The organism is Rhodococcus erythropolis R138 (genome assembly GCF_000696675.2).
GTDB lineage: Bacteria > Actinomycetota > Actinomycetes > Mycobacteriales > Mycobacteriaceae > Rhodococcus_F > Rhodococcus_F erythropolis.
Genome location: NZ_CP007255.1, coordinates 1245128 through 1268078 on the forward strand (window position 1 = coordinate 1245128; position 22951 = coordinate 1268078).

The following is a 22951-nucleotide window of genomic DNA, read 5'->3' on the forward strand; positions in this document are numbered from 1 at the left end:
CTGAGGTCAACGATCCATTCGTGGGAAGAAGAAGGACAGGAGGGTGCCGGCCAGCAGTAGGCCGGAGCAGACGAAGAGGGCTTGGGAGTATCCGGAAACCAGTGCTTCGGTCGGTGCGCTGTCCGAGTGCGCCGTCGAGGAAGCGGCGACGCTCACGAGAACGGCTAGTCCGAGTGAACCGCCGATCTGACGCGATGTGCTCAGTAGTCCTGATGCCATGCCGACTTCTTCGGGGGGAGCGTCGGCGGTGGCGACGTTACTGAGCGGCATGAACGACAGACCGATGCCGATGCTTGCCAGAAGCGAAGGCACCAGGATGACGGCCCAGAAGGGACTGTCGAGGTTCATGGTCGAAAACATGAAAGTCCCGATTGCGGCGACTGCTGTTCCGACTACGAGCAGCGGTCGAACTCCGTAGCGCGGAAGGAGTTTGGTGGACGCGAGGATGCCGATCACCAGGCCGAAGCAGAAAGGCAGGAAAGCCAGACCGGTGGTGGTCGGTGAATAGCACAGCCCGCGTTGCAGGAAGAGTGAGACGAAGAAGAACGCGCTGAACTGGGCCGCACACACCAGGCACATGATGGCGTTGGCCAGTCCGATTCGGGGTCGAAGCAGGGTGGACAGTCGTACCAGTGGTGTGGCGCAGCGGCTTTCGACTACGACAAAGGCAGTCAGCAGGACGACCGTGAGTGCGAATCCACCCACCACGTAACCCGAAGTCCAGGAATGTGATTCCGTGGCGATCACTGTGCCGACTAGGGCGGTGATTCCGGCCGTCGCCAAGATGGCTCCGGGGAGATCGAGGGAGCCACCTCTGGCGGCTTGGCCGGCCGGCAGGCCACGGGCACCTGCGACCGCGGCGATCAGGGCCACCGGTGCGCCGGCGAACATCACCCATCGCCAACTGAGCCCTTCGGTCAAAATGCCGCTCAGGACGACACCGAGTGCGCCGCCCAGTGCTGACGACATTGCGCCGATGCCGAATGCCTTGGCTCTGGCGCGTCCGGTGGGAAAGGCCTGACTGAGGGCGGCGAGCCCGGCTGGCGCGATCAGTGCAGCGCCGACGCCTTGAAGCGCCCGAGCTCCGACAAGCATTTCGGCGGACACGGAGAAGGTGCCGACGATGCTGACGAGGGCGAACAGCAGAAGCCCGGAAACCAGAACTCGACGAGTGCCCATCACGTCGCACAGACGACCGCCGAGAAGCAGCAGTCCACCGAAGGCGAGGGCGTACGCGTTGACGACCCAGGACAACCCGGCGTCGGAAAAGTTCAGCGATTCCTGGATGTCTGGCAGCGCGACGTTGATGACCGACATGTCGAAGGCCACCAGGAACTGCGCTGCCGCGGCGGCTGTGAGGACCAAAGCCGGTGCGGCTACCGCTCGAGTTGTTGTTGTCATTGCAGGTACCTAATTTGTATACGCGTTCTCATAAGTAGTTAGGTTTACCTTGCTGACGACTGAGATGCAAGGGGTTCCCCGGGCGAGGGCGTCGTAGCAGGGGCGCGCACAATCGACGGATGGCCGAAAAGATGGAACCGAGATCACCGCGGCTCGGACGTCCCCCGACGATCACGTCGGAGCAGATAGTCGACGAGGCGAAACGGCAACTTCAGTCCGGCGGCGCCGACGCGTTGAGCATGCGAGCGTTGGCGAAGTCGCTCGGCACCACGCCGATGGCGCTGTACCGGCACGTGGGCGACAAGGAACAGCTGATCAGCGCGGTTCTCGATGTGTACTCACAAGATCTCGGCGCGCTGGTCCTGCCGCAGGATCAGGTCGAACGGCTTCGCATGATCTTCACCGCGATCTTCGAAACGCTGGCATCGGAGCGCTGGATCATCGAGTTGCTTCAGCGAGGTGGGCGCGGCGGGAGCGGCGCTGTGGTCTTGGTCGATCGGGCGATGGCCGCGTGTGTCGAACTCGGGATGTCGCCGCGCCGCGCACTGTTGGTCTATCGAGCGCTGTGGAACTACACACTCGGTGCACTGCTCAACATCTACGACACCACCACACGACCGGAAGGCAGTGTGTCACCTCTCGCGGTCAAGATCCGAGAAATCGGTCCCGAGAAACTGCCGGTACTCAGTGAGGTGCTCGAGGACTGGCCGGGAGGGACGACGACTGAGAGTTACCTGGAAGGTCTCGAGGTCTTGATCAGTGGATACACAAATTCCGACTGAGAGTGTTTACAACAGCCCGTGCCTCGGTGGGATTGTCCCCGACAGCGTCCAGCGGCCGATGTGTTGGACCTTCCACCTCGTCGGATCGTGCAGAGTATGCGTGCGTGCGTCACGCCAGAATCGCGAGAGGTTCGCTGATTCGCCCGCGCTTCTCGTGCCACCGATCTCGAACAGCGTGCTCGTGGCCGCCAATGACGCCCTGGCACCGACCACTTTGGCAGTTGCAGCGTCGATGGATGCTCGGGCCGTGGAGTCCTCGGTGGGATTACGACGCGCCACGTCGATCGATCGCGCCGCTTCCGCCAAGAGGGATCTGGCAGCGCGAACCTCGATTGCCGCTTCGCCGGCGAGTTGAACGAGCAGTGGATCCTCCACCGCTGTATCGACTTTCGCCTCGAAAAAGGGCCGCGCCTTTGCTGCGAGTTTCACGGATTCACGCAATGCGGCCGACGCTATGCCCGTGTCGATCGCGGCGTGCAGAATCTGGGCCTGTGCCCCGTAGGTGGTCGGGTGAGTGAACAACGATGTGAAGGGTACGACGTTGAACCGCGGCACCGACACGGATTCGAGTGTCACGGTTCCGCTCGCAGTTGTCTTCTGCCCCATGCCGTCCCAGTCGTCGACGATCGACAGTCCGGGAGTACTCCGGGGTAGGTAGACCGCGGATTTCACCTGTGCGCCGGTCTCGGTGAACTGATCCGCATTGGCGGCACGTACCACGATCCAATCTGCGAAAAGTGCTCCTGTGCAATAGAATTTTCGACCTTCGAGCACAAAGTCTTCCCCGTCGGGGGTGAGAGTGGTGCCGTCGATGTCGATGGTCTTGTTGCCGCGCTCGCTCTGGGCGTTGGCGAACTGCTTACCCGACAATGCTTCGGCGTAGAAGAACTGCTTCTGCTCGTTAGACCCCTGGTACCGGAGCGCTTCCAGGAAAGTGAAGTGGCTGTGCGGAATCTGCGCGATACTGGGATCGCCCTCGGCGAGTAGGCGGAAGACCTCGGCCAACGTCTCGGTGCTCGCGTCGATGCCACCGAACTCTTTCGACACCGACAGCCCCAGCAGACCGGACTGCGCCAGGGTGCGAACCTCGTCGCGGGGAAGGAGGCGCTGCGCATCGCGGACGCCGGCACCTGCCGCGAACTCGTCGGACAGCTGTGACGCTACCGAGAGCGCCTCGTCTTCACTGGTGATGCGGTGCGCGATCTCCTGAATGTCCACAGCAGTCATGCTGCCACCGTTTCACAGTCGCAGCACCCACCCAACACTTACAACCTGTGTGATCGCTACCCTGGAAACCCCCGGGAACTGCATGTTTGCTGGATTTCATGTCTACTGAACGTATCGCCGACGAGATCAAGTTCGCCTACTGGGTGCCCAATGTCAGTGGTGGTCTGGTCACCTCCGACATCGAGCAGCGGACCAGCTGGGACTACGAGTACAACAAGAAGTTGGCGCAGACCGCCGAGAACAACGGCTTCGAGTACGCCCTGAGTCAGGTTCGTTACGAGGCGAGCTACGGGGCCGAGTTCCAGCACGAATCCACGAGTTTCAGCCTTGCGCTGCTCCTGGCCACCGAGAAGCTCAAGGTCATCGCCGCCGTGCATCCCGGACTCTGGCAGCCGGCAGTGTTGGCGAAACTGGGCGCTACCGCTGACCACCTGTCGAACGGTCGATTCGCCGTCAACGTCGTCAGTGGTTGGTTCAAGGACGAGTTCACTCATCTGGGCGAGCCGTGGCTCGAGCACGACGAGCGCTATCGGCGTAGCGCCGAGTTCCTTCAGGTTCTTCGGAAGATCTGGACCGAGGACGACGTCGATTTCCGCGGCGACTTCTACCGCATTCACGACTTCACGTTGAAGCCTAAGCCTCTGAACACTCCGGAGCGACCCAATCCCGAACTGTTCCAAGGTGGTAACTCGGCGGCAGCCCGTGTGAACGCCGGTCGCTATTCGGATTGGTACTTCAGTAACGGCAAGGACTACGACGGCGTCACCGAACAGTTGGTCGACGTCCGCCGTGTTGCTCGCGAGAACGATCGTGAGGTCAAGTTCGGGCTCAACGGGTTCATCATCGCCCGCGACACCGAGGCCGAAGCAAAAGACACGCTGCGAGAAATTATCGCCAAGGCGAACCGTCCCGCAGTCGAGGGTTTCAAGAATGCAGTCCAACAGGCCGGCGCGTCGACCTCGTCCAAGGACGGGATGTGGGCAGATTCGACGTTCGAGGACTTGGTTCAGTACAACGACGGCTTCCGCTCACAACTGATCGGCACACCGGAACAGATCGCCCATCGGATCGTCGAATATCGCCGTCGCGGTGTCGATCTGATTCTCGGCGGATTCCTGCACTTCCAGGAAGAGATCGAGTACTTCGGGGCCAAGGTGCTCCCGCTGGTTCGTGAACTCGAAGCAGCCGACAGTGACGAGCAGGTGCTCGTCACCGCCGGCTGATCGCCTGGCCTCTCAGGACTTTGCGTGGCGCTTCGCCAGCATCCAACGAGAGATCTTCATGTCCCGAGCTTTTCGCTCGATGGTCAGCAGGTCCAACGGAGCGCTGAATTTCTGAACGGCCAGTGATTTCACACTGCTGAACTCACGCAGCCCATCGGCTCCGTGGATACGCCCGAACCCGGAATCGCCGACCCCGCCGAACGGCAGGGCGGCGATTCCGGCGAATCCGAGAACCGAATTGACCGTGACGACACCGCATTCGAGCTTCTCGGCAATCGCTCGACCCTTCGACGAACTCTTGGTGAACACCGAGGCGCCCAAGCCGTACTTCGACGCATTGGCACGCTCGATCCCCTCGTTCATGTCGGCGACCTTGTTCACCACGACGCTCGGGCCGAACGTTTCCTCGGTGATCGCCGTGGAATCCTCCGGAACATCCGTCAGGATGATCGGATCGATGAACGGGCCGTTGAACGAATCAAGTCCGCCGAGTACAGCTTTCGCGCCGCGACCGAGAGCGTCTTCGATCTGGCCTCGGACTATCGCAGTCTGCTTTCCCAGCGTCATCGGCCCGTAGGTCGAGCTGTCGGTGGCGCCGGCGTGGGCGTCCTGAAGCGCGGCGGTGAGCTTGGACAAGAAGGCGTCGTACACGGGCGCTGCGACGTAGATTCGTTCGACGCCGGCACAGGTTTGTCCGCCGTTGCCCACTGCCCCGAATGCAGCGAAGCTCACGGCCGCATCGAGGTTGGCGTCGGAGTCCACCAGCATGGCGTCCTTGCCGCCGCATTCGGCGACCAGGGGAGTGAGGGTGTCCGCGCAGGCGGCCATCACGCGCTTTGCGGTAGCCGTCGAGCCGGTGAATGCGATCTTGTCGACACCGGACGAACACAGAAGTGCACCGGTTTGTCCGTCACCGGTAATGGTCTGCAGGACAGGGTGTCCGGGCGCGGCGATGTTCCACAGCCGGGCCAATTCGACGCCGACGCCTGGTGAGAGTTCGCTCGGTTTGAAGACGACAGCGTTGCCGGCGGCCAGTGCGTAGCCGATCGAACCCATCGGTGTGTACAGCGGATAGTTCCAGGGGCCGATCACACCGACGACGCCCATCGGCCGGTAGCCGACGGATGCAGACTGATTGGCGCTGATCAGTCCTGCACCGACGCGTCTGCGGCGCAACACTTTCTGTGCGTTGCGTGCCGCCCAGTCGAGATGTTCGACGGCCAGCATGACTTCGAGAAGGGCGTCGTCGCTGGGTTTTCCGGTCTCGGCGGAAATGATCGCCGCCATCGATTCGGCGTGAGTGGCGATCGCGGCGCGGAAATTGCCGAGCACCTTCCGGCGGCCTTGGAATCCGAGTTGATCCCACCACTTCGACGCCGTGCGTGCTGCGGCGACCGCTTTCTCGATCTCTTGCTGATCTGCAATGAGGTGCTGCGCGACCACGGAATCGTTGCGAGGGTCGAGGCTCGCGAAGGTGTGATCGTTTGATTTCGGATCTGTCGACGTGGACGTGCTCTGGCGGCCGAGCTGTTCTGTCATGTTCTTCAGATCCTCCACATGTCGGTGCATCACATATATGTGATGTGATTTACTGTGCTGGTAGTCACAGTATGCGTCGGACCGAGCTCCGACAAGCCTCCAGCCTCATCTCACTCGGGAGTTTTCGATGTACATGGATTTCACGCAGGAGCAGTCTGATTTCGCCAAGTCGGTAGCGTCGTTCTGCAAGAAGGAAAGTGGTACCCGTGAGCAGCGAGACCTGCTGACCGATCATGGCGCCCATAATCACAACCAGGCGTTCTACGAGAAGATGGCGGAATTGGGATGGCTCGGGCTGACCGTCCCGGAGGAATACGGCGGATCTGCCGGAAGCACGGTCGACCTGTGCATCTTCCTTGAGGAAGCCGCCAAGGGCATGGCGCCGATCGGTGGACTGGGCCCGACCGTCATCACCGGGGCTGCATACGAGAAGTTCGGCAGTCCGGCCCAGAAGGAGGCAGTGCTCGGCGGGATCGTCCGTGGCGCGTCTCAGTCGATCTCGATGTCCGAACCCGAAGCGGGCTCCGACGTGGGAAATTTGAGTTGCCGCGCCGAGAAGGTCGACGGTGGGTGGCTGATCAACGGCCAGAAGACGTGGTGTTCCAACGCGCACTTCGCCGAGAACATCCTTCTGGTGGCTCGCACATCCCGAGGTGAAGGCAAGCATGAGGGTCTGACGATGTTCCATGTCCCGGCCGACATCTCCGGATTGAAGATCAGTGGAATCGACACCATGGGCGGCAAGGAGGTCAACGATCTCTACTTCACCGACACATTCCTGCCCGAGGACGCGGTGGTTGGGGAAGTCGGCAACGGCTGGCGTCAACTCATGGCCGGACTCAACATCGAACGCCTCATCCTCGCGGCGATGATGCTCGGGACCGCGCAGCGCGCTTTCGACGACACCCTCGAATTCGTCACCACGCGTAAGCAGTTCGGCCGTCCGGTCGGATCGTTTCAGGCGCTTCGCCACCGGATCGCGGATCTCGCCACGGAGATCGAATGCGGCCGTCTGCTGGTCTACAGCGTTGCCCGAATGGTCGACGCCAACCCGACCAAGATGTTCCCGCGGGAAGCGTCGATGGCCAAGCTGAAGCTGACCGAGACCGCCAAGAAGGTCGCGCTCGAGGGGATGCAGATGATGGGTGGGTACGGTTACGCGACTGAGTTCGACATGGAGCACCATGTGCGAAAGACTCTTGTGTCCTCCATTTATGGTGGTACCAACGAGATTCAGCGAGACATCATCGGCAAAACGTACGGACTGTGAGGATCGGTTGTGGCAACGTCTGCACGCACTCGGAGGGCGACGTCTGAGCTGAGGAGACGGCCACAGTTGTCGGAGGACGTGGCCAACCACGTTCGTAACCTGATCATGTCCGGCGCTGTGCGTCCGGGCGAGTTCGTCAGATTGGACGAAACCGCAGCCGACCTCGGTGTCAGCGTCACGCCGGTGCGAGAAGCCCTCGTCGCATTGCGCGGCGAGGGAATGGTCGAGTTGGTTCCGCATCGCGGCTATCTCGTCTCGCCCCTCAGTCGCCAAGACATCGAAGACATCTTCTGGTTGCAGGGGCAGATCGCAGTCAAGCTGGCTTTGCGGGCGATGGACACCATCACAGCTGATCAACTGGTGGAACTCACGGAACTCAACGCCGATTTGCGAGCGGCGGTGGACGCCTCGGATGCAGCTGCGATCGAGCAGTGCGAATTCGAATTCCACCGCTTGATCAATCGCGCTGCGGGTGGTGCGAAGCTGGCATGGTTCCTGTTCGGCGCGATTCGGTACACCCCTGCTCGTCTCTACGCGACGGATCCAGGCTGGGGTGAGCTTGCGGTATCGAGCCACGACGCTTTGATCGAGGCGTTCGAGAAGCACGATCGAGAACAGGTGGACGCGCAGATGAGTCTGCAGTTCTCCGACGGCGCTGCTCGACTTCTCGCTCACCTCGACAACATCGGGATCTGGGACTGAATCAGGAGCTCAAGACGGAGGTAGGGCGGGAGCGAGCAGGATCGCTGCACATTCGGCGACCAGTTCTTCTTCCGTCACGTCGATGTATCCGTCCAGCCATGCACTGAGGGTCTGCGCCAGGCCGCCGACCAGGAAGGTTGCCGTCAGCGTCAAGTGGCCGCTGTCGTTCAATCGGTAGAAGGTCTTGGCGTTGGCGGCCAGGAGACCGATGAATATCGTCGTCGACGCTCGTCGTTTCTCGGCCAGGACAGGGCTCGTCAGGGCGCTGGAGAACAGTAGACGTCCGCGACGGGGATCCTGCGCGATCGTGCGGACGATGTTCGCGATTCCGGCGAGCGCCTTGCCTCGTTCGGTCTCGGCGGCGTCCACCGCGGCCTGGGTTGAAACGGCGATGTCCGTGATGACGGTGTCGTAGACGGCCGACATCAGAGCATCACGATCGGTGAAGCTCTCGTAGAAGTACCGCGCCGCGACACCGGCCTTCTTGCACACTCCGCGGACCGTGAGTTCGGGCTCGGCGGAGCCCATGAGTTCCAGACCGGCCTCGATCAGCGTCTCTCGTCGTTGGGCTACGCGGAGCGCGCCGTCGACGCCACCGTACGAACGCGGTTGGTCATTCATGAAGACCATCTTTGCATCCCGAGATTGCTTGACATCTCGGCATTTCGGCGTTTCACTCATCTGAGAACATGCGTTCGCAGATATCGACTCGAAGGGGTTCTGCCATGACGGTGAGTAGGGATTCGATGGACGGGCGCAAGGAAGCGGTGACGGGCGGCATCGGAGCGGTCGGCGTCCAGGCGGTCGACATCGACGGCGAGGTCGAAAAAGCGATGTCCGGGCTCGGACTGTTGGCCGCCGGCGCCAACGTCATCATGCAGTTGGCGCGCCCGGCGGTGGGGTACGGCGTGTACGAGAGCAAGGTCGAGACGGGTCGGTTGGATCGGCATCCGGTGAAGCGAACCCGGACGACGCTGACGTATCTCGCCGTCGCGAGCCTGGCGACGGACGAAGAAAAGAAGCTGTACCGACGCGCAGTCAACGGCTCTCACAAGCACGTTCGCTCCGATGAGAACAGCGCGGTCGAATACAACGCGTTCGATCCCGAGCTGCAGTTGTGGGTAGCCGCCTGCCTGTACCGAGGCTTCGAGGACGTCTACAAAATCTTGTACGGGGATCTCGATCCGGTCACCCAGGATGCGTTCTATCAGCGAAGCGCCACGTTCGGTACAACCCTTCAGATGCGACGCGACATGTGGCCGGCGGACCGGGATGCGTTCGAGGTCTACTGGAACGAGAACCTCGGCAAGGTGGCGATCGACGAGACGATTCGTGAGCATCTCTACGGGATCGCGTCGGCGACCTTCACGCCGAAGCTGTTGCATCCCGTGGTCGGTCCGCTCAACCGATTTGTCACCACCGGGTTCCTGCCCCAGGCCTTTCGTGACGAAATGCGGCTCCCGTGGTCGGTGCGTCAGCAGCGTAACTTCGACCGATCCATGCGCGTCGCCGCGCTGGTCAATCGGTTCAGCCCGAAGATTCTGCGGATGTTCCCCTATAACTTCTATCTCTGGGATCTGCGTCGGCGCATCGCCAAGGGAATCCCGTTGGTCTGAGCCGACTCTGACACTTGAAGTGATTGACACCACAGGCGAATCGGACACATACTCGACATAGTTGAAGTTGACGTCAAGTTTTAACTTTCCTGTGGAGGCTGTCAGTGGCGAACATCGAAGGCGTATGTGACCAGCGATTCTCTGGCTTGAAGGAGGCGCTGGCACACAATCTCGATTCCGGCGAGGACGTCGGGGCAGCGATCGCACTGACGATCGACGGCGAATCCGTCGTCGACATGTGGGGCGGTTGGGTCGACGTCGAGCACACTGCTCCTTGGGCCCGCGACACCGTCACCAACGTCTGGTCCTGCAGTAAGACCGTGACCGCACTGGCCGCGCTCATGCTCGTCGACCGCGGGTTGCTGGATCTCGATGCCCCGGTCGCGCAGTACTGGCCCGAGTTCGCAGCAGCGGGTAAGGACCGTATTCAGGTCCGGCAACTGTTGTCGCACACTTCGGGTGTTTCGGGGTGGGATCAACCGTTCACCTTGGAGAACATTTGCGACGACGCGTACGCCACAGCCCGGTTGGCGACGCAGGCTCCGTGGTGGGAGCCGGGTACCGCATCCGGATATCACGCCCTCAACTACGGCCACCTGATCGGCGAGGTCGTCAGGCGCATCGACGGTCGAACCCTCGGCCGCTTCATCGACGAGGAAATAGCCGGTCCGCTCGATGCTGATTTCCGCCTGGGCTTGCCGAAGTCGGAATACGGGCGAGTCTCGAATGTGATTGCGCCACCGCCTTTGCCGATCGACATCGCGGCACTCGGGATGGACAACATCATGGTGAAGACCTTCACCGCACCGCCGGCCGACGCGACAGGTTCGTGGACCGACGGGTGGCGAGCCGCGGAGATCGGTGCGGCCAACGGTCATTCGAATGCGAGGGCACTCGCAAGGATCCAATCGGTGATCGCCTGCGGTGGCAAGGTCGGTGACGTTCGCCTGCTGTCGGAGGAAACGATCGACAAGATCTTCGAGGAGCAGTCGTACGGGGTCGACCTCGTCCTCGGTGTGCCGGTCCGCTTCGGCGTCGGATTCGGATTGCCGACGCCGGAGTCCGTCCCGTTCATTCCGGAGGGGCGAATCTGCTTCTGGGGAGGTTGGGGTGGCTCGCAGATCATCATCGACACCGAGAAGCGCATGACCTTCTCGTACGTGATGAACAAGATGGGGCCGGGCCTGCTCGGTTCCGAGAGATCGGCGCAGTACGTATCGGCTGCCTACGACGCACTGAGCTGATCGATGTGACTGCGTTTGATCGATATGACAGGGAGGGCGAAGCGCTACTCAAATCCTTGCTGAGTAGTAGCCGAGGGGGCTGGGTGTAGGCCCGATCGCTAATCCGGCGGAACGGTTGGTTTGTCTGCTGCAGCTGACTATGCTGCCGGATATGCCAGTGTGCTCCGGGGGGAAATCAGCTTGTCCGCTACGTCGAAGTGTGCCCGAAAGTTGCAGACCTGCATCGGCTGACCGGCGATGAAGGGTTTCGTCGAAGTTGTCATGCGCTGGTGGCAGTTGCCGGACCAGTTCCATAGTTTCAGCAGGTACCTCGAAGACCGCGGGTTCTTGACTTCCTGCCGGGCGCTGGTCGGCGGAACGGCACTCTGGATGGGGTTGGTGTTGCTGTCGGCGCGATTCAGTGACGTCGGTCCGCAAGGTACGTTCTGGCGAGCGGTCAATCTCATGGTCATAGTCCTGTGCGTCGGCGCGGCCCTGATCTGGTGGTTGTTTCCGCCGACGCCGCTGTGGTCGTACACCTTTGTCGTGGGTTCCGACGTTGCGATTGCGGCGGCCGCCGCAACCGACTCGGAACCGATGGGACGGCTCATCGCGTGCGTCGTGTTTGCGTCGATCGGCGGCTATATTGCGTTCTTCCACAATCCGAAACTCCAAGTCGGTCACTTGGTCTTCGCCTCGATTGTCACGGTGCTTTCGGGGTGGACTTTGTTGTTCGGACCAGCAGCGGACGTCGGCTTGGGGTTGGCGAAAATCGCGGTCGTGATGGCCACCATCATTGTGATTCCCGTGGTGTCCCAAATGGTTCTGGCAGTTCTGGGATCCGACGCCACTACTTCCGACATCGACCCGTTGACCGGTCTGCTCAACCGTCGCGGACTTTCGCGTCGTGTGAAGGATCTGATGGGGCCTCCGGTGACCGAGGCCGACGCGGTTCTCGTGGTGGTGATCGATCTCGACCGATTCAAGACGATCAACGACGTTTACGGCCACGACGTTGGGGACAGCACGATCCTGCGAACGGCGCTGCGTATTCGCCTGTGGACAACCAAAGCTGCACTGACCGCCCGTGTGGGCGGTGACGAGTTCGTCGTGGTCGAGCGGGTGCCGGTCAGCGTGATAGCGAGGCTGGAAGGACAGATCCGCTCGGCAATGGACGGGGCGACCGATGATCCACCGACGAGCGCGAGCATCGGAATGGCGGTCCGCACCGCGCCCCGGCATCCGGGTGAGTCCGTCGACGAAGCCTTTGCCGAACTCTTCCGCGTCGCGGACACGGTGATGTACGAAGCGAAGCGCGAAGGTGGCAACCAGGTTCGGGCGAGCCTGGTCTGATGTGAGAGCTCAGTCGGCGAAGCTCAGGCCGCGCTCGGCGAGTGCTTCACGCAGAATCCTCAGAGCCTTCGGTCCCATCCCGTGCAGAGCGCCGAGTTCCTTCTCGGACACGGACGTCAATTGCGCGAGATGGGTGTAGCCCGCTCCGATCAGCGCGCGCTGTGCGGGAGCTCCCGTTTTCGGGAAGTCGGTTTCCACTGTGCCCGGATCCGGTTCTGTCACTGGCCAACTCCTCCGTGTGGGTTTTCCACAGTTTAGCGAGCGTCGTGAACGATTTCGGGGCTGTCGATATTGTCGGGCGTTCGCGGAAGCGCGCGAGCTGCCACGGCAATGCCGATGAGCGCGATAGCGGCGAAGGTGAAGAGAAGCAATTGCGCAGAACGAAGCGTCGACGGTTCGCCGATGTTCACCAGCACTCCGGCCAGGGCTGCGCCGAAGGCATTTGCGATCAGCTGAACGGTGTTGATGGCAGCGGAGGCACGCGCACCTTCTCCGGGATCGGTGACCGAGGTCATCGCACCGACTGCAAGATGGGGCCAGGCGATGCCGATTCCGACACCGGCGACCAGCAGTCCGATCACCCACGCGACCATCGCACCGGCGCCGGCGTGTTCGGTGAGAAATGCTGCCATGATGCCCAACCCGATCGCGACGAGGATCGGACCGCTGACAACGATTCGTCGCACGATACGAGGGGTAGTCGCCGAGGCGCTCGGGATTTCGCCGAGAGTCCAGCCGAGAGCGAGTGCGGCCCCGAGGAATCCGGCCGCGAGCGGTGCCAGTCCGGCAAGTCGTTGGCCGAAGAGTGGAATGAACGTCTCGACGGTCGACGCAACAGCGAGGACGACGATGGTCAGGTACACCCACTTGAGCGACGACGCGTTGAACGTCGATGGCGGTAGCACGCCGTGGCGCGAGCGACGGTCAGCGGCGACAAAGGCGATCAGTAGCAGCACAGCGACGAGAACCATTGCTGCGGTCACTGCGAGGTTGGACAGAATTCCGGCAACGCTGACCAGCAAAGCTGCCGCAGTCAGCAATGCCAGTGAGAGGACCGGCACCGGGCTACTGGTCGTGCTGCCCGGTTCATGTGCCGGTAGCGCGCTGGGGACGAGGGCTGCGACTGCGATCGTCGCGACAACCAGAACGCCGAAAGCCCATCGCCAGGCTCCGAATTGAGCAAAGACGCCGCCGATTGCGGGGCCGGCGAAGGTGCCGACTCCCCACATTGCCGAAACCAGCGCGGCCCCGCGGGTCCACAGATGTCTGGGGAGCGCGGCATTGATGACGGCGTAACCGAGACCAGCCAGGAGGCCACCTCCCGAACCCTGGATCGTGCGGCCGACCAACAGCAATTCCATGGTCGGGCTGACCGCACAGACGACGGTGCCGAGCGCGAAGATCGCGAGGCCGATCAGGTAGGCCCCGCGCGGTCCCCTGGCGGCGAGGACGTTGGTGACCAACATCGAGGAGATGACGGAAGCGATGAGGAAGACCGTCGCGGTCCAGGCGTAGTACTGCTGACCGCCGATGTCGTCGATGGCAGTCGGAAGCAGGCTGGTCGTCAGGTAGACGTTGGTCGCGTACAGCGCGACGCCGCCTGCGAGGACGGTAGCGGTGCCGAGGTATCGACCGCTCAGGAGCTGCCGCCAGGTTCCGGCGGGAGCATCGGTGGGGGAGTGCATGTTGTCGAAGGTAGAATCTCAAGTGCGCTTCAGGTCAATGTCGCGCAGCCATTGGGAGGCAGAATGATCCGTAAGAGTGACGAACTTCTCTCGATCGGTGAGGTATCGGCGCGCACCGGCGTCGCCGTGTCGGCGGTGCGCTACTACGAAACACTCGGTCTGGTTCCTGCGGAGCGGACGGCAGGAAATATGAGGAAGTTCCCGCGCCACTCGATCCGGCGGGTGTCGCTCATCCAGTTGGCAGTCAGGTTCGGGATACCTCTGGCCGAAGTCGCCGAAGTATTCGGGTCGTTGCCGCAGGGGCGAACGCCGACGAAGAAGGACTGGCGCAAGATTTCGACGGAGTGGAATCAGCGCCTCGAGGATCGCAAGCAGGCCATCAGCCGGATGCAGGACGAACTGACGGGCTGTATCGGCTGTGGGTGTCTGTCACTCAAGACATGCAACCTGCTCAACCCTGGAGACGAACTGGGCCGGGAGGGGCCCGGCGCCAGACGTCTCTGAAACTACTGTCGGTCACACTCTTTCGCGTGGCCGCGACTGAGCATTCCACCGACCACCACGACGCTCGATCTCGATGGGATGCGAGAAGCACTCGCTGATGTTCTGGGTGGTGATCACATTCTCGGCGAGGCCGCTGGCGGTCACGACGCCGTCCTTGATCAGGAGAGCATGTGTGGTGGTGCTCGGAATCTCTTCGATGTGATGCGTCACGAGAATGCTGGCAAGTGAAGGGTTCTGATTGCGGAGATCGTCCAGAGCCGTCAAGAGCTGTTCGCGCGCAGCAAGATCGAGCCCGGTCGCCGGTTCGTCGAGCAGGAGCAGGCGTGGTTCCACCATGAGTGCACGGGCGATCAGGGCTCGCCCCCGTTCGCCCTGGGACAAGTTGGGCCACAGTGCGTCCGAACGCGGACTCATCCCGAGTAGATCGATCAGTGCGTCGGCATGAGCCTCTTGCTCCGGCGTCGGTGACCACCGCGGCATTACCTCGGTGGTGTTGGTGAGGCCGGTGATCACGACGTTGCGGACGGTGATCGGAATTCCGATCGTGTGACGCGGGTTCACGTGCCCGATGTCCATCCGCAGTTCCCTCATGTCGACTCGGCCCAGCTTGTGCCCGAGGACGTAGACGGAACCGCGAGTCGGGTGGGCGGTTGCTCCGAGAAGGCTCAGTAGGGTGCTCTTGCCTGCACCGTTCGCGCCGAGGAGCACCCAGTGTTGCCCGGGTTCGATCGAAATGTTGATGTCTTTCAACAAGTATCGGCCGTCGCGGACGAGATCCACGTGTTCGGTCGACAGAACTGTGCCGTTGGGGTGTTGCACGAGAACTAACCTCTCTTAGGCGTCGAGCACACGCAACCGCCGTAAGACGGTGTCGATATTTGCTCGGGTTGCCGCTACCGCGGCTTCTGGGTCGGCGTCTTGAAGGGCCTCGACCAACTGATCATGGGCATGTGAGGTGTCGGGGACGCCGGCCTCGTGGGCCATCATCTCGACGAGGGATTCACGAAGGAGTGGACGCACCGACGTGAACAGCGAGAGTAGAACCGCGTTTCCGGACAACCGAACGACTTCGGTGTGGAAGTCGAGGTCGACGTCGACGAACTTTTCAACGTCACCCTCGAAATGACTGTGTCGCATGGTCAGTCGCCGCCGCAGGCCGTCGAGGTCCTCGGGTTGTACCCGCTCCGCGGCCAGTCTGGCGGCCTCGATCTCGAGTGCGCGACGGACTTCGAAGACCTCGAGGATCCTCGAGCGTCGAAGTAGCTTGGTGAATTCGTCGACGTGCTCGAGTTCGGACGCGGCAGCCACGAAGGTGCCGACGCCGTGTCGGACTTCGAGTAGTCCGTCGCGAGCGAGGAGGCGGATTGCCTCGCGAATCGAGGAACGCCCGACGCCGAGTTCGACGGCAAGGGCCGCCTCGCTCGGTATGCGCTCGGACGGCGCCCACGTTCCTTGCCTGATTCGCCCGCGAAGCAACTGTTCGAGTTGCGGCACCAGCGGACCACTGCGAAGTGTGAATCCTGTGTGGTCGTCGGACACGGCTCGCCTCTCGTGGGGGGTACCGACAGCGTAACAACTCATCAGACGTCTGAGGACTCGGGTGGGCCGTGTGTCGGAGCAGTGCTCACGCAGTCGATACCGTCAGTTACGGGTGACGCCGAGGAGCAGTGCGATCAGGTCGAGGGCCGTCTCGATCTCCGCCTTTTCCCGCCCGAGTAGAGGGGCGTAGAGGTGTACGTCGCAGATGCGAACGAGAGCTTCGCCCAGCACTTGCGGCGAAAGCGTGATCGTCAGTTGGCCGGCGTCGACCTGGGACTGCAAGATTTCGGCGGTGATGGAGGCGGAGATCGATTCGATGGAGCCGGGCATCATCGCGAGTTTGATGAACACCATCGGTTCGCGTTTGGTCAGCGCTCGCAGTTCGGTCGACGATTCCACCGACCGCATGACGCGTCCGAAGACGTCGAGGATGTACTCCGGACCTTGCCCCGACGCCTGTGACATCGCCTTCCGGTATGTCCGTTCGGTGGCCTCGGCCAGCACTGTTCCGAGCAGTTCGTCGCGATTGCCGACCCAGCGGTAGAGCGTCGCGCGGCCTACTCCGAGACGTTCGGCGAGCAGTGACATGTCGAGTGGTTCCTCCGCGAGGTACATGCTCGCGGCGGTGTCGATCGCGCGTCGGCGTTCGAGGTCGGTAGGCATCGGGACATTCTCTCCGGTTGTCCGGTACTGCACAATTTCGGCGGTCGAACAGAGGTGGGCTTCGGGTGGCTCGAGCCTATTGACGAACCAAGCGACGTGAGACACACTAGCTCATTGTCTCATGTTAGTGATGGCGATCACAGTCAGGGGTTCGATCGATGAGTTCAGTACAAACCGTTCGTGGGCCGGTGGACACAGCCGATCTGGGAAAGGTGTTGATGCACGAGCATGTCTTCGTTCTGGGGGAGGAGATGCGTCAGAACTATCCCGACTACCCGGAGCCTTGGGACGAGGAGGCTCGAGTAGCCGATGCGGTGACCAAGCTGTCCGAACTGAAGTCGCGAGGGATCAGCACGATCGTCGATCCCACGGTCATCGGACTCGGTCGCTACATCCCGCGTATTGCGCGGATCAACGAGCAGGTCGATCTCAACATCATCGTCGCCACCGGCGTCTACACGTACAACGACATTCCGTTCCAATTCCATTACACCGGTCCAGGTTTGCTGTTCGACGTGCGCGAGCCGATGGTTGATCTATTTGTGAAGGACATCAAGGACGGCATTGCCGGCACAGACATCCGCGCGTCATTCCTCAAGTGCGCCATCGAAGAACCTGGTCTGACTCCCGGTGTCGAGCGTGTGATGCGAGCGGTCGGTCAGGCGCAGGTCGAAACCGGGGTACCGATCACGGTTCACACGAACCCGCACACGGAATCGGGCCTCGTTGCGCAGAAGGTTCTGGCCGAGGAAGGTGCAGATCTGAGCAAGGTCGTCATCGGGCACTCGGGTGATTCGACCGACCTGGACTACCTGTGTGCACTTGCCGATGCGGGTTCGCTACTCGGGATGGACCGTTTCGGTCTCGATGTTCTGCTCCCGTTCGAAGAGCGGGTGAACACCGTCGTGGAATTGGCCCGCCGAGGCTATGCCGAGAAAATGGTTCTGGCACATGATGCCTCGTGCTTCATCGACTGGTTCTCGAGTGAGGCCAAGGCAGCCGCAGTGCCGAACTGGAATTTCACCCACATCAGCGATCAGGTCATTCCCACGCTACTCGAACGTGGCGTCACCGAAGATCAGATCAACACCATGCTGGTGGATAATCCGCGTCGGTACTTCGAGAGCTGAGTTATGACCAACGTGTACGAGAGCAAGCCATGGCTCGCCAATTACGACGCCGACACTCCACCGAACGTGGACATCGAGCATGCCAACGCCCTCGCGATGTTCCGTGCGTCGCTGGAGCGCGATCGCACCGCCCCGATCATCAGGTACTTCGACAGGACTGTCAGCTTTGCCGAGCTCGACGAGATGTCGGACGCGCTTGCCGTAGCCCTCGCCGTGGACGGAATCGGGTTCGGCGACAGAGTTTCCTTTGTCCTGCAGAATGTTCCGCAGTTCGTCATCGCGACGGTCGCAGTCTGGAAACTCGGCGCTGTCGTCGTTCCGGTCAATCCGATGTACCGGGACCGTGAGCTGTCCACCGTACTCGCGGACAGCGGCGCGGTAGCAGTCATCTGTCTCGAGTCCTCGGCCGAGACCGTGGCGGCTGCGTCCGAGGGCACCGAAGTGCGATGGGTCATCACCACGTCGGAACAGGATTTTCAGTCGCGCGACGATGAACGGATCTTCGGTTCGGCGTCCAGGATTCGTCATGATGGATTTCCGGACCTATTGGAACTGATCGAGGCTCATCGAGGACAGAAGCCCGAGAAGGTCGATCTGTCCCCGGAAGACCTTGCCTACCTTCCTTATACGTCGGGGACGACCGGCCCGCCGAAGGGGTCGATGAACACGCACGCAAATGTCGTGTTCGCAGCGCAGATCTATCGGGACTGGTTGGGGCTGCGCCCCGGCGGCGCGATGTTCGCGGTGGCGCCACTGTTCCATATCACCGGGTTGATCGGGCACGTCGCGGCTCCACTCCTGGCCGGCGCGCCCACGATTCTGACCTGCCGATTCCATCCCATCGTTGCAGCGGAGTCGATTTCGGAGCATCGGGCTACCGCGATCATCGGAGCGATCACCGTATTCATCGCGTGGACGGACAGCGCCGCAGTCTCGAAGGAATCGTTGAGCTCTCTCGAGTCGGTGTATTCAGGTGGCGCGCCGATCCCGCACGCGGCGTTGGAAGCGTTCCGGGCGAAGTTCGGTCACTACATTCACAACGGCTACGGGCTGACCGAGACGAACAGCCCGGCGATCGTGGTGCCGAATTCGCGTGAAGCGCCGGTAGATCCGGCGTCGGGGGCCGTTGCTGTCGGCGTTCCGGTATCGAATACGTACGCCGAGGTGGTGGACGAGAACGACAGGCCGGTACAGATCGGGGAGTACGGCGAGATCGTGGTCTCCGGTCCCCAGGTTGCACTCGGATACTGGAACAAGCCGGGCGAGACCGCACATGCGATGCCGGACGGGCGTTTTCACACCGGCGACATCGGATTCATGGACGGCGACGGTTGGTTTTACATCGTCGACCGGATGAAGGATCAGATAAATGCCTCGGGCTTCAAAGTGTGGCCACGCGAAGTGGAAGATGTTCTCTACGAACACCCTGCCGTACGAGAGGCTGCCGTCGTCGGTGTCATGGATCCGTATCGCGGCGAAACCGTGAAGGCCTTCGTGTCTTTCAAGGACGGTGCCGAGGCGACCACCGAGGATCTGGTCGAGTTCTGCAAGGAAAGGCTTGCAGCATACAAGTATCCACGCATCGTCGAGGTCATGAATGACCTGCCGAAAACAGTGAGCGGCAAGATTCTTCGTCGTGAACTGCGGGTACCGAACTAGATCTGCCTGACAAACGAATTGCCGGCCGCCGACAAGGTGAGCCGGCCATTCGTCGTGGTGATCGGCGAGCATCGATAGGGGATTTAGTCCCTTATGCGGCAATGCATTTCAGTGATTGACATCACTCTTTTTGTATCGCAGACTGATCGCAACGCCACAGAGTTGAAGTTGGTGTCAGTTTCTACTTCTGGCCCGGTTTCACTTCTCAACTCCCGGCGCGACGAGCGTCCGACCCATCGAGGAGTAACCCATGACGAGATCGGCAGTGGATTCGAGCACGCAGGCAGGGGGCCTGTCCGATCAGGAACGGAAGAAGAAGAAAGCGCACCGCAAACTTCTCGGCGCGGGACTGCTCGGCAGTTCCATCGAGTGGTACGACTTCTTCTTGTACGGAACGGCTGCGGCACTGGTCTTTCCGCATGTTTTCTTCCCCGATTCATCCGCACTGATGGGCACTTTGCTCTCGTTCAGTACGTTCTGGGCCGGCTTCGTTGCCCGCCCCATCGGCGGTTTGGTCGCCGGACACTTCGGCGACAAGTACGGACGCAAGCCCGCCGTCGTCACCTGCCTGTTGCTGATGGCCGTCGCGACGTTCCTGATCGGCGCGATCCCTAGTGCGTCGGCAATCGGCGTCGTCGCTCCGATTCTTCTGGTGACACTGCGATTCATCCAAGGTCTCGCCTGCGGTGGCCAGTGGGGCGGAATCGTCCTTCTCCTCACTGAATCCGCGAGTCCCAAGAAGCGCGGATTCTCAGGCACTTTCGGTCAGATGGGTGTCTCGTTCGGTGTAGTGCTGGGCAACCTGGTCTTCCTCGTCGCGACCGCGACCATTTCCAACGAAGCATTCCTGAGCTGGGGTTGGCGGGTTCCGTTCTTCGCCAGCGCGCTGCTCTTCCCTGTGGTTCTGTACATCCAGACGAAGGTCGAGGACACGCCGGAATTCCTCGAGTTGCAGGAAGACGCCAAGAAGAACCAAAAGGACGTCGTCGTTCAGGCTCCACTGGCGCAGGCGCTCAAGGATCACTGGCGCAAGATCCTGCTTGGCTGCGGACTTCTGGCCGCCACCAATGCACTGTTCTACATCAGCATTGCCGGCGTACTCAGCTACGGCACAACCGAACTGGGGTTGAAGCGGAACTCACTGCTCATCATCTCGCTCCTGAGCGCGTTGCTGACAGTCGGCGTGGTGCTGTGGTCCGGGAAGATGTCCGACAAGATCGGTCGTCGTCCGATGATCCTGATCGGCGCCGCGGCGATCGTGGTCTGGGCATTCCCGTACTTCTGGTTGATCAACACCAAGTCCCTGCCGCTGTTCTTCATCGCAGTCACGGTCGGCAGCGTGTTCCAGTCGATGACCTACGGGCCTATCGCGGCATACATGGGTGAACTGTTCGCACCCAACGTGCGCTACTCGGCAGCATCGTTGGCCTACCAGTTGGCTGCGATCACGGTCAGCGGCGGCACCCCGTTCATCATGACAGCACTTATCGCGAAGACCGGAACCACGACATGGGTTGCCGTGTTCGTGGCACTCATGGGCTTGGTGACCTTCTTCAGCGCTTGGGTGCTGAAAGAGACCAACCCGAAGGAAGTTCGGGACGATCCGAACGCAATTCCGGGCGCGCACCTCTACGCCAGGTAATACCTTCGGTCTCGAACAGACGCCCGCTATCGGTCACCGGTAGCGGGCGTCTGACGTATAACTGGAGCATGGCTGCAGCACGCACAGGCTCCGAAGATGCTTCGTCGACAGTGTCACGGGAACTCCCCTCCACTCAGCGTGGTTTGCGTACGCGTCGAGCGTTGATCGATGCGGCTCGCACCGTCTTCGAACGGACCGGTTATCTGGACTCGCGTTTGATCGACATCACGGTGGAGGCGCAGTGCTCGGCCGGTACCTTCTACACCTACTTCGCAAGCAAGGAGGAGATCTTCGCGGCTGTGATGGAGCTGGCGCGCGAAGACATGATGCATCCGGGAATGCCGCACACTCCGAAAGGCGCGGATCCCGCTGAGGTCATCGCGGCGAGCAACCGCGCGTACCTCGAGGCGTACCGACGGAACGCGAAGCTGATGGGATTGCTCGAGCAGGTCGCAAGTATCGATCCGGAGTTCCGGGTTCTCCGCCTCGAGCGTGCTGACGCGTTTGTTCGACGCAACGCGCGCAGTATCGAGAAGCTGCAGAAAGCCGGTCTGGCGGACGCGAACCTGGATCCGCTACTGACGTCTCGGGCACTCTCCGGGATGATCAGTCGACTTGCGTTCGGGTACTTCGTATCCCGCGGCGGCGAGGACGGCGCCGCCGGAGTGACCTTCGATGGTCTGCTCGATACGGTCAACCGGTTGTGGATCAACACTTTACAATTCTCGCTGCGCCAAAACTGATGTTGACGCCGGGTTCATGTTTGGTGTCTGATGGAGCAATGACACCTACGCGTACGGCAGTGCTCGTCGATTTCGGTGGAGTTCTCACCTCCAGTGTTCTTCAGGCCTTCGAAGATTTCGGGGCCTCGCTTGGGGGCGACCCACGACTTCCGTTGACCCTGCTCTCCCGCGACGACGTCTCGAAGAGGCTGCTCTCCGATCACGAATCCGGAAAGATCGACCAGGAGGCCTTCGAGGCCGGATTCGGAGAACGTCTACGAGCGCACGGCGCAGTCGTCGACAGCGTTGGATTGGTCGACCGTATGCAAGCCGGGCTGATTCGAGACGAGGAGATGGTGCGTCTGCTCGCAGACGTGCGGGCGGTGGGACACCCTGTTGCGCTCGTCTCCAATGCTTTCGGGCGTGATTGTTATGCGGGATTTGTCCTCGAGGACCTGGCCGACGAAGTGGTGATCTCCTCGGAAGTCGGGATTCGTAAGCCCTCTCGTCAGATCTATACCATCGCGTGTGAGCGCCTGGGCGTCGCGCCCGAAGATGCCGTGATGATCGACGATCTGCAACAGAATCTCGACGGTGCGGCACGATTGGGGATCGCCGGCATTCTCCACACCGACGCAGAAAGCACTCGCAGACAATTGGCATCGACGTTCGGACTACTGCCCACGCAGTGAAACTGTAGGTTTCTCGGTAACACTCGAATACTGCTGGAACACTTTTGGAGGAACGAATGATTGCTGTCATCGCGGATATCACCGTCAAGGACGGAAGCGGCGAGCAGTTCGAAGCCGTAATCGCCGAACTTGCGGAGAAGGTGCGCACGGAGGAGCCCGGAACGGTTCTGTATCAACTGATCCGATCGAAAACGGATGCGAATTCCTACAAGTTCATGGAGCTGTATCAGGACGGTGCTGCCATCAAGGCTCACGGAACGTCCGAGCATTTCCAGGCTGCAGGAAAGGCGATGGCACCCTTCCTCGCCGGCGCCCCGCAGATCGAGTACTTCGACGCTCTCTGAGCGCATGGACGGGGCTCTCTGAGCGAGTGAACAGG

The 22951-nt window shown here is 61.4% G+C and carries 23 protein-coding genes; 14 read left to right on the forward strand and 9 right to left on the reverse strand.

What is annotated here, in order from left to right; genetic code table 11:
* Positions 1-6: 6 nt before the first annotated feature.
* Positions 7-1401 carry an MFS transporter gene (locus H351_RS05670; protein ID WP_029256480.1) on the reverse strand — a complete coding sequence of 465 codons (1395 nt, stop codon included), beginning with the start codon at positions 1399-1401 and terminating at the stop codon, positions 7-9.
* A gap of 119 nt (positions 1402-1520) precedes the next feature.
* Between H351_RS05670 and H351_RS05675 the strand changes: the two genes are divergently transcribed.
* Complete coding sequence (locus tag H351_RS05675; protein ID WP_021331743.1) at positions 1521-2183, forward strand: TetR/AcrR family transcriptional regulator; 663 nt, start codon at positions 1521-1523, stop codon at positions 2181-2183.
* A gap of 6 nt (positions 2184-2189) precedes the next feature.
* Here the strand turns inward: H351_RS05675 and H351_RS05680 are convergent, their stop codons facing one another.
* Entirely contained in the window at positions 2190-3410 is a 1221-nt protein-coding gene (locus H351_RS05680; protein WP_029256479.1) for an SfnB family sulfur acquisition oxidoreductase, read from the reverse strand.
* A gap of 98 nt (positions 3411-3508) precedes the next feature.
* On the opposite strand from H351_RS05680, the gene sfnG reads away from it, so the two are divergent.
* Positions 3509-4633: a dimethylsulfone monooxygenase SfnG gene (gene sfnG, locus H351_RS05685; RefSeq protein ID WP_020909446.1), complete on the forward strand. Its 1125-nt coding sequence runs from the start codon at positions 3509-3511 to the stop codon at positions 4631-4633.
* Positions 4634-4645: 12 nt separating this feature from the next.
* Here sfnG and H351_RS05690 read toward each other — a convergent pair whose 3' ends face one another.
* The gene (locus H351_RS05690) at positions 4646-6172 is read right to left on the reverse strand and encodes an aldehyde dehydrogenase family protein (protein ID WP_029256478.1); all 1527 of its coding nucleotides are present in this window, start codon (positions 6170-6172) and stop codon (positions 4646-4648) included.
* Positions 6173-6299: 127 nt separating this feature from the next.
* On the opposite strand from H351_RS05690, the gene H351_RS05695 reads away from it, so the two are divergent.
* Together H351_RS05695 and H351_RS05700 are read left to right on the forward strand one after the other, a co-directional pair.
* Entirely contained in the window at positions 6300-7442 is a 1143-nt protein-coding gene (locus H351_RS05695) for an acyl-CoA dehydrogenase family protein (protein ID WP_007730792.1), read from the forward strand.
* Between the two features lie 9 nt (positions 7443-7451).
* Complete coding sequence (locus H351_RS05700; protein WP_019745722.1) at positions 7452-8144, forward strand: GntR family transcriptional regulator; 693 nt, start codon at positions 7452-7454, stop codon at positions 8142-8144.
* A 9-nt stretch (positions 8145-8153) separates the two neighbouring features.
* Here the strand turns inward: H351_RS05700 and H351_RS05705 are convergent, their stop codons facing one another.
* A complete protein-coding gene (locus tag H351_RS05705; protein WP_019745721.1) occupies positions 8154-8774 on the reverse strand; it encodes a TetR/AcrR family transcriptional regulator in 621 nt (206 codons plus the stop codon).
* 116 nt (positions 8775-8890) lie between these two features.
* Here H351_RS05705 and H351_RS05710 point away from each other — a divergent pair, with 116 nt between their 5' ends.
* The 3 genes from H351_RS05710 to H351_RS05720 all read left to right on the forward strand — a co-directional run bounded on the left by H351_RS05710 (position 8891) and on the right by H351_RS05720 (position 12336).
* The gene (locus H351_RS05710) at positions 8891-9760 is read left to right on the forward strand and encodes an oxygenase MpaB family protein (protein ID WP_051636514.1); all 870 of its coding nucleotides are present in this window, start codon (positions 8891-8893) and stop codon (positions 9758-9760) included.
* A gap of 104 nt (positions 9761-9864) precedes the next feature.
* Positions 9865-11004, forward strand: a complete 1140-nt coding sequence (locus H351_RS05715; RefSeq protein ID WP_019745719.1) for an EstA family serine hydrolase — start codon at positions 9865-9867, stop codon at positions 11002-11004.
* 237 nt (positions 11005-11241) lie between these two features.
* The gene (locus H351_RS05720) at positions 11242-12336 is read left to right on the forward strand and encodes a GGDEF domain-containing protein (protein ID WP_021331750.1); all 1095 of its coding nucleotides are present in this window, start codon (positions 11242-11244) and stop codon (positions 12334-12336) included.
* A 9-nt stretch (positions 12337-12345) separates the two neighbouring features.
* Here the strand turns inward: H351_RS05720 and H351_RS05725 are convergent, their stop codons facing one another.
* On the reverse strand, positions 12346-12558 hold the full coding sequence (locus H351_RS05725) for a helix-hairpin-helix domain-containing protein (RefSeq protein ID WP_020971089.1): 213 nt from the start codon (positions 12556-12558) through the stop codon (positions 12346-12348).
* Positions 12559-12590: 32 nt separating this feature from the next.
* Positions 12591-14021, reverse strand: coding sequence for an MFS transporter (locus H351_RS05730; RefSeq protein ID WP_020971088.1), 1431 nt, complete (start codon positions 14019-14021; stop codon positions 12591-12593).
* A gap of 63 nt (positions 14022-14084) precedes the next feature.
* Here H351_RS05730 and soxR point away from each other — a divergent pair, with 63 nt between their 5' ends.
* The gene (gene soxR, locus H351_RS05735; RefSeq protein WP_020909439.1) at positions 14085-14525 is read left to right on the forward strand and encodes a redox-sensitive transcriptional activator SoxR; all 441 of its coding nucleotides are present in this window, start codon (positions 14085-14087) and stop codon (positions 14523-14525) included.
* A 12-nt stretch (positions 14526-14537) separates the two neighbouring features.
* On the opposite strand, the gene H351_RS05740 is transcribed toward soxR, so the two are convergent.
* From H351_RS05740 to H351_RS05750, 3 genes are all read right to left on the reverse strand, one after another.
* Complete coding sequence (locus H351_RS05740) at positions 14538-15344, reverse strand: ABC transporter ATP-binding protein (protein ID WP_020909438.1); 807 nt, start codon at positions 15342-15344, stop codon at positions 14538-14540.
* A 15-nt stretch (positions 15345-15359) separates the two neighbouring features.
* A complete protein-coding gene (locus H351_RS05745; protein WP_019745713.1) occupies positions 15360-16064 on the reverse strand; it encodes a FadR/GntR family transcriptional regulator in 705 nt (234 codons plus the stop codon).
* Between the two features lie 102 nt (positions 16065-16166).
* Positions 16167-16727, reverse strand: a complete 561-nt coding sequence (locus H351_RS05750; protein WP_003943195.1) for a TetR/AcrR family transcriptional regulator — start codon at positions 16725-16727, stop codon at positions 16167-16169.
* 158 nt (positions 16728-16885) lie between these two features.
* Here H351_RS05750 and H351_RS05755 point away from each other — a divergent pair, with 158 nt between their 5' ends.
* From H351_RS05755 to H351_RS05780, 6 genes are all read left to right on the forward strand, one after another.
* Positions 16886-17857, forward strand: coding sequence for a phosphotriesterase family protein (locus H351_RS05755; RefSeq protein WP_019745711.1), 972 nt, complete (start codon positions 16886-16888; stop codon positions 17855-17857).
* A gap of 3 nt (positions 17858-17860) precedes the next feature.
* Positions 17861-19516, forward strand: a complete 1656-nt coding sequence (locus H351_RS05760; protein ID WP_029256476.1) for an AMP-binding protein — start codon at positions 17861-17863, stop codon at positions 19514-19516.
* A gap of 250 nt (positions 19517-19766) precedes the next feature.
* The gene (locus tag H351_RS05765; RefSeq protein WP_020971085.1) at positions 19767-21158 is read left to right on the forward strand and encodes an MFS transporter; all 1392 of its coding nucleotides are present in this window, start codon (positions 19767-19769) and stop codon (positions 21156-21158) included.
* Between the two features lie 68 nt (positions 21159-21226).
* Positions 21227-21901: a TetR/AcrR family transcriptional regulator gene (locus H351_RS05770; protein WP_019745708.1), complete on the forward strand. Its 675-nt coding sequence runs from the start codon at positions 21227-21229 to the stop codon at positions 21899-21901.
* 38 nt (positions 21902-21939) lie between these two features.
* Entirely contained in the window at positions 21940-22572 is a 633-nt protein-coding gene (locus H351_RS05775) for an HAD family hydrolase (RefSeq protein WP_029256475.1), read from the forward strand.
* 56 nt (positions 22573-22628) lie between these two features.
* On the forward strand, positions 22629-22916 hold the full coding sequence (locus H351_RS05780; RefSeq protein ID WP_019745706.1) for a putative quinol monooxygenase: 288 nt from the start codon (positions 22629-22631) through the stop codon (positions 22914-22916).
* Positions 22917-22951 lie beyond the last annotated feature (35 nt).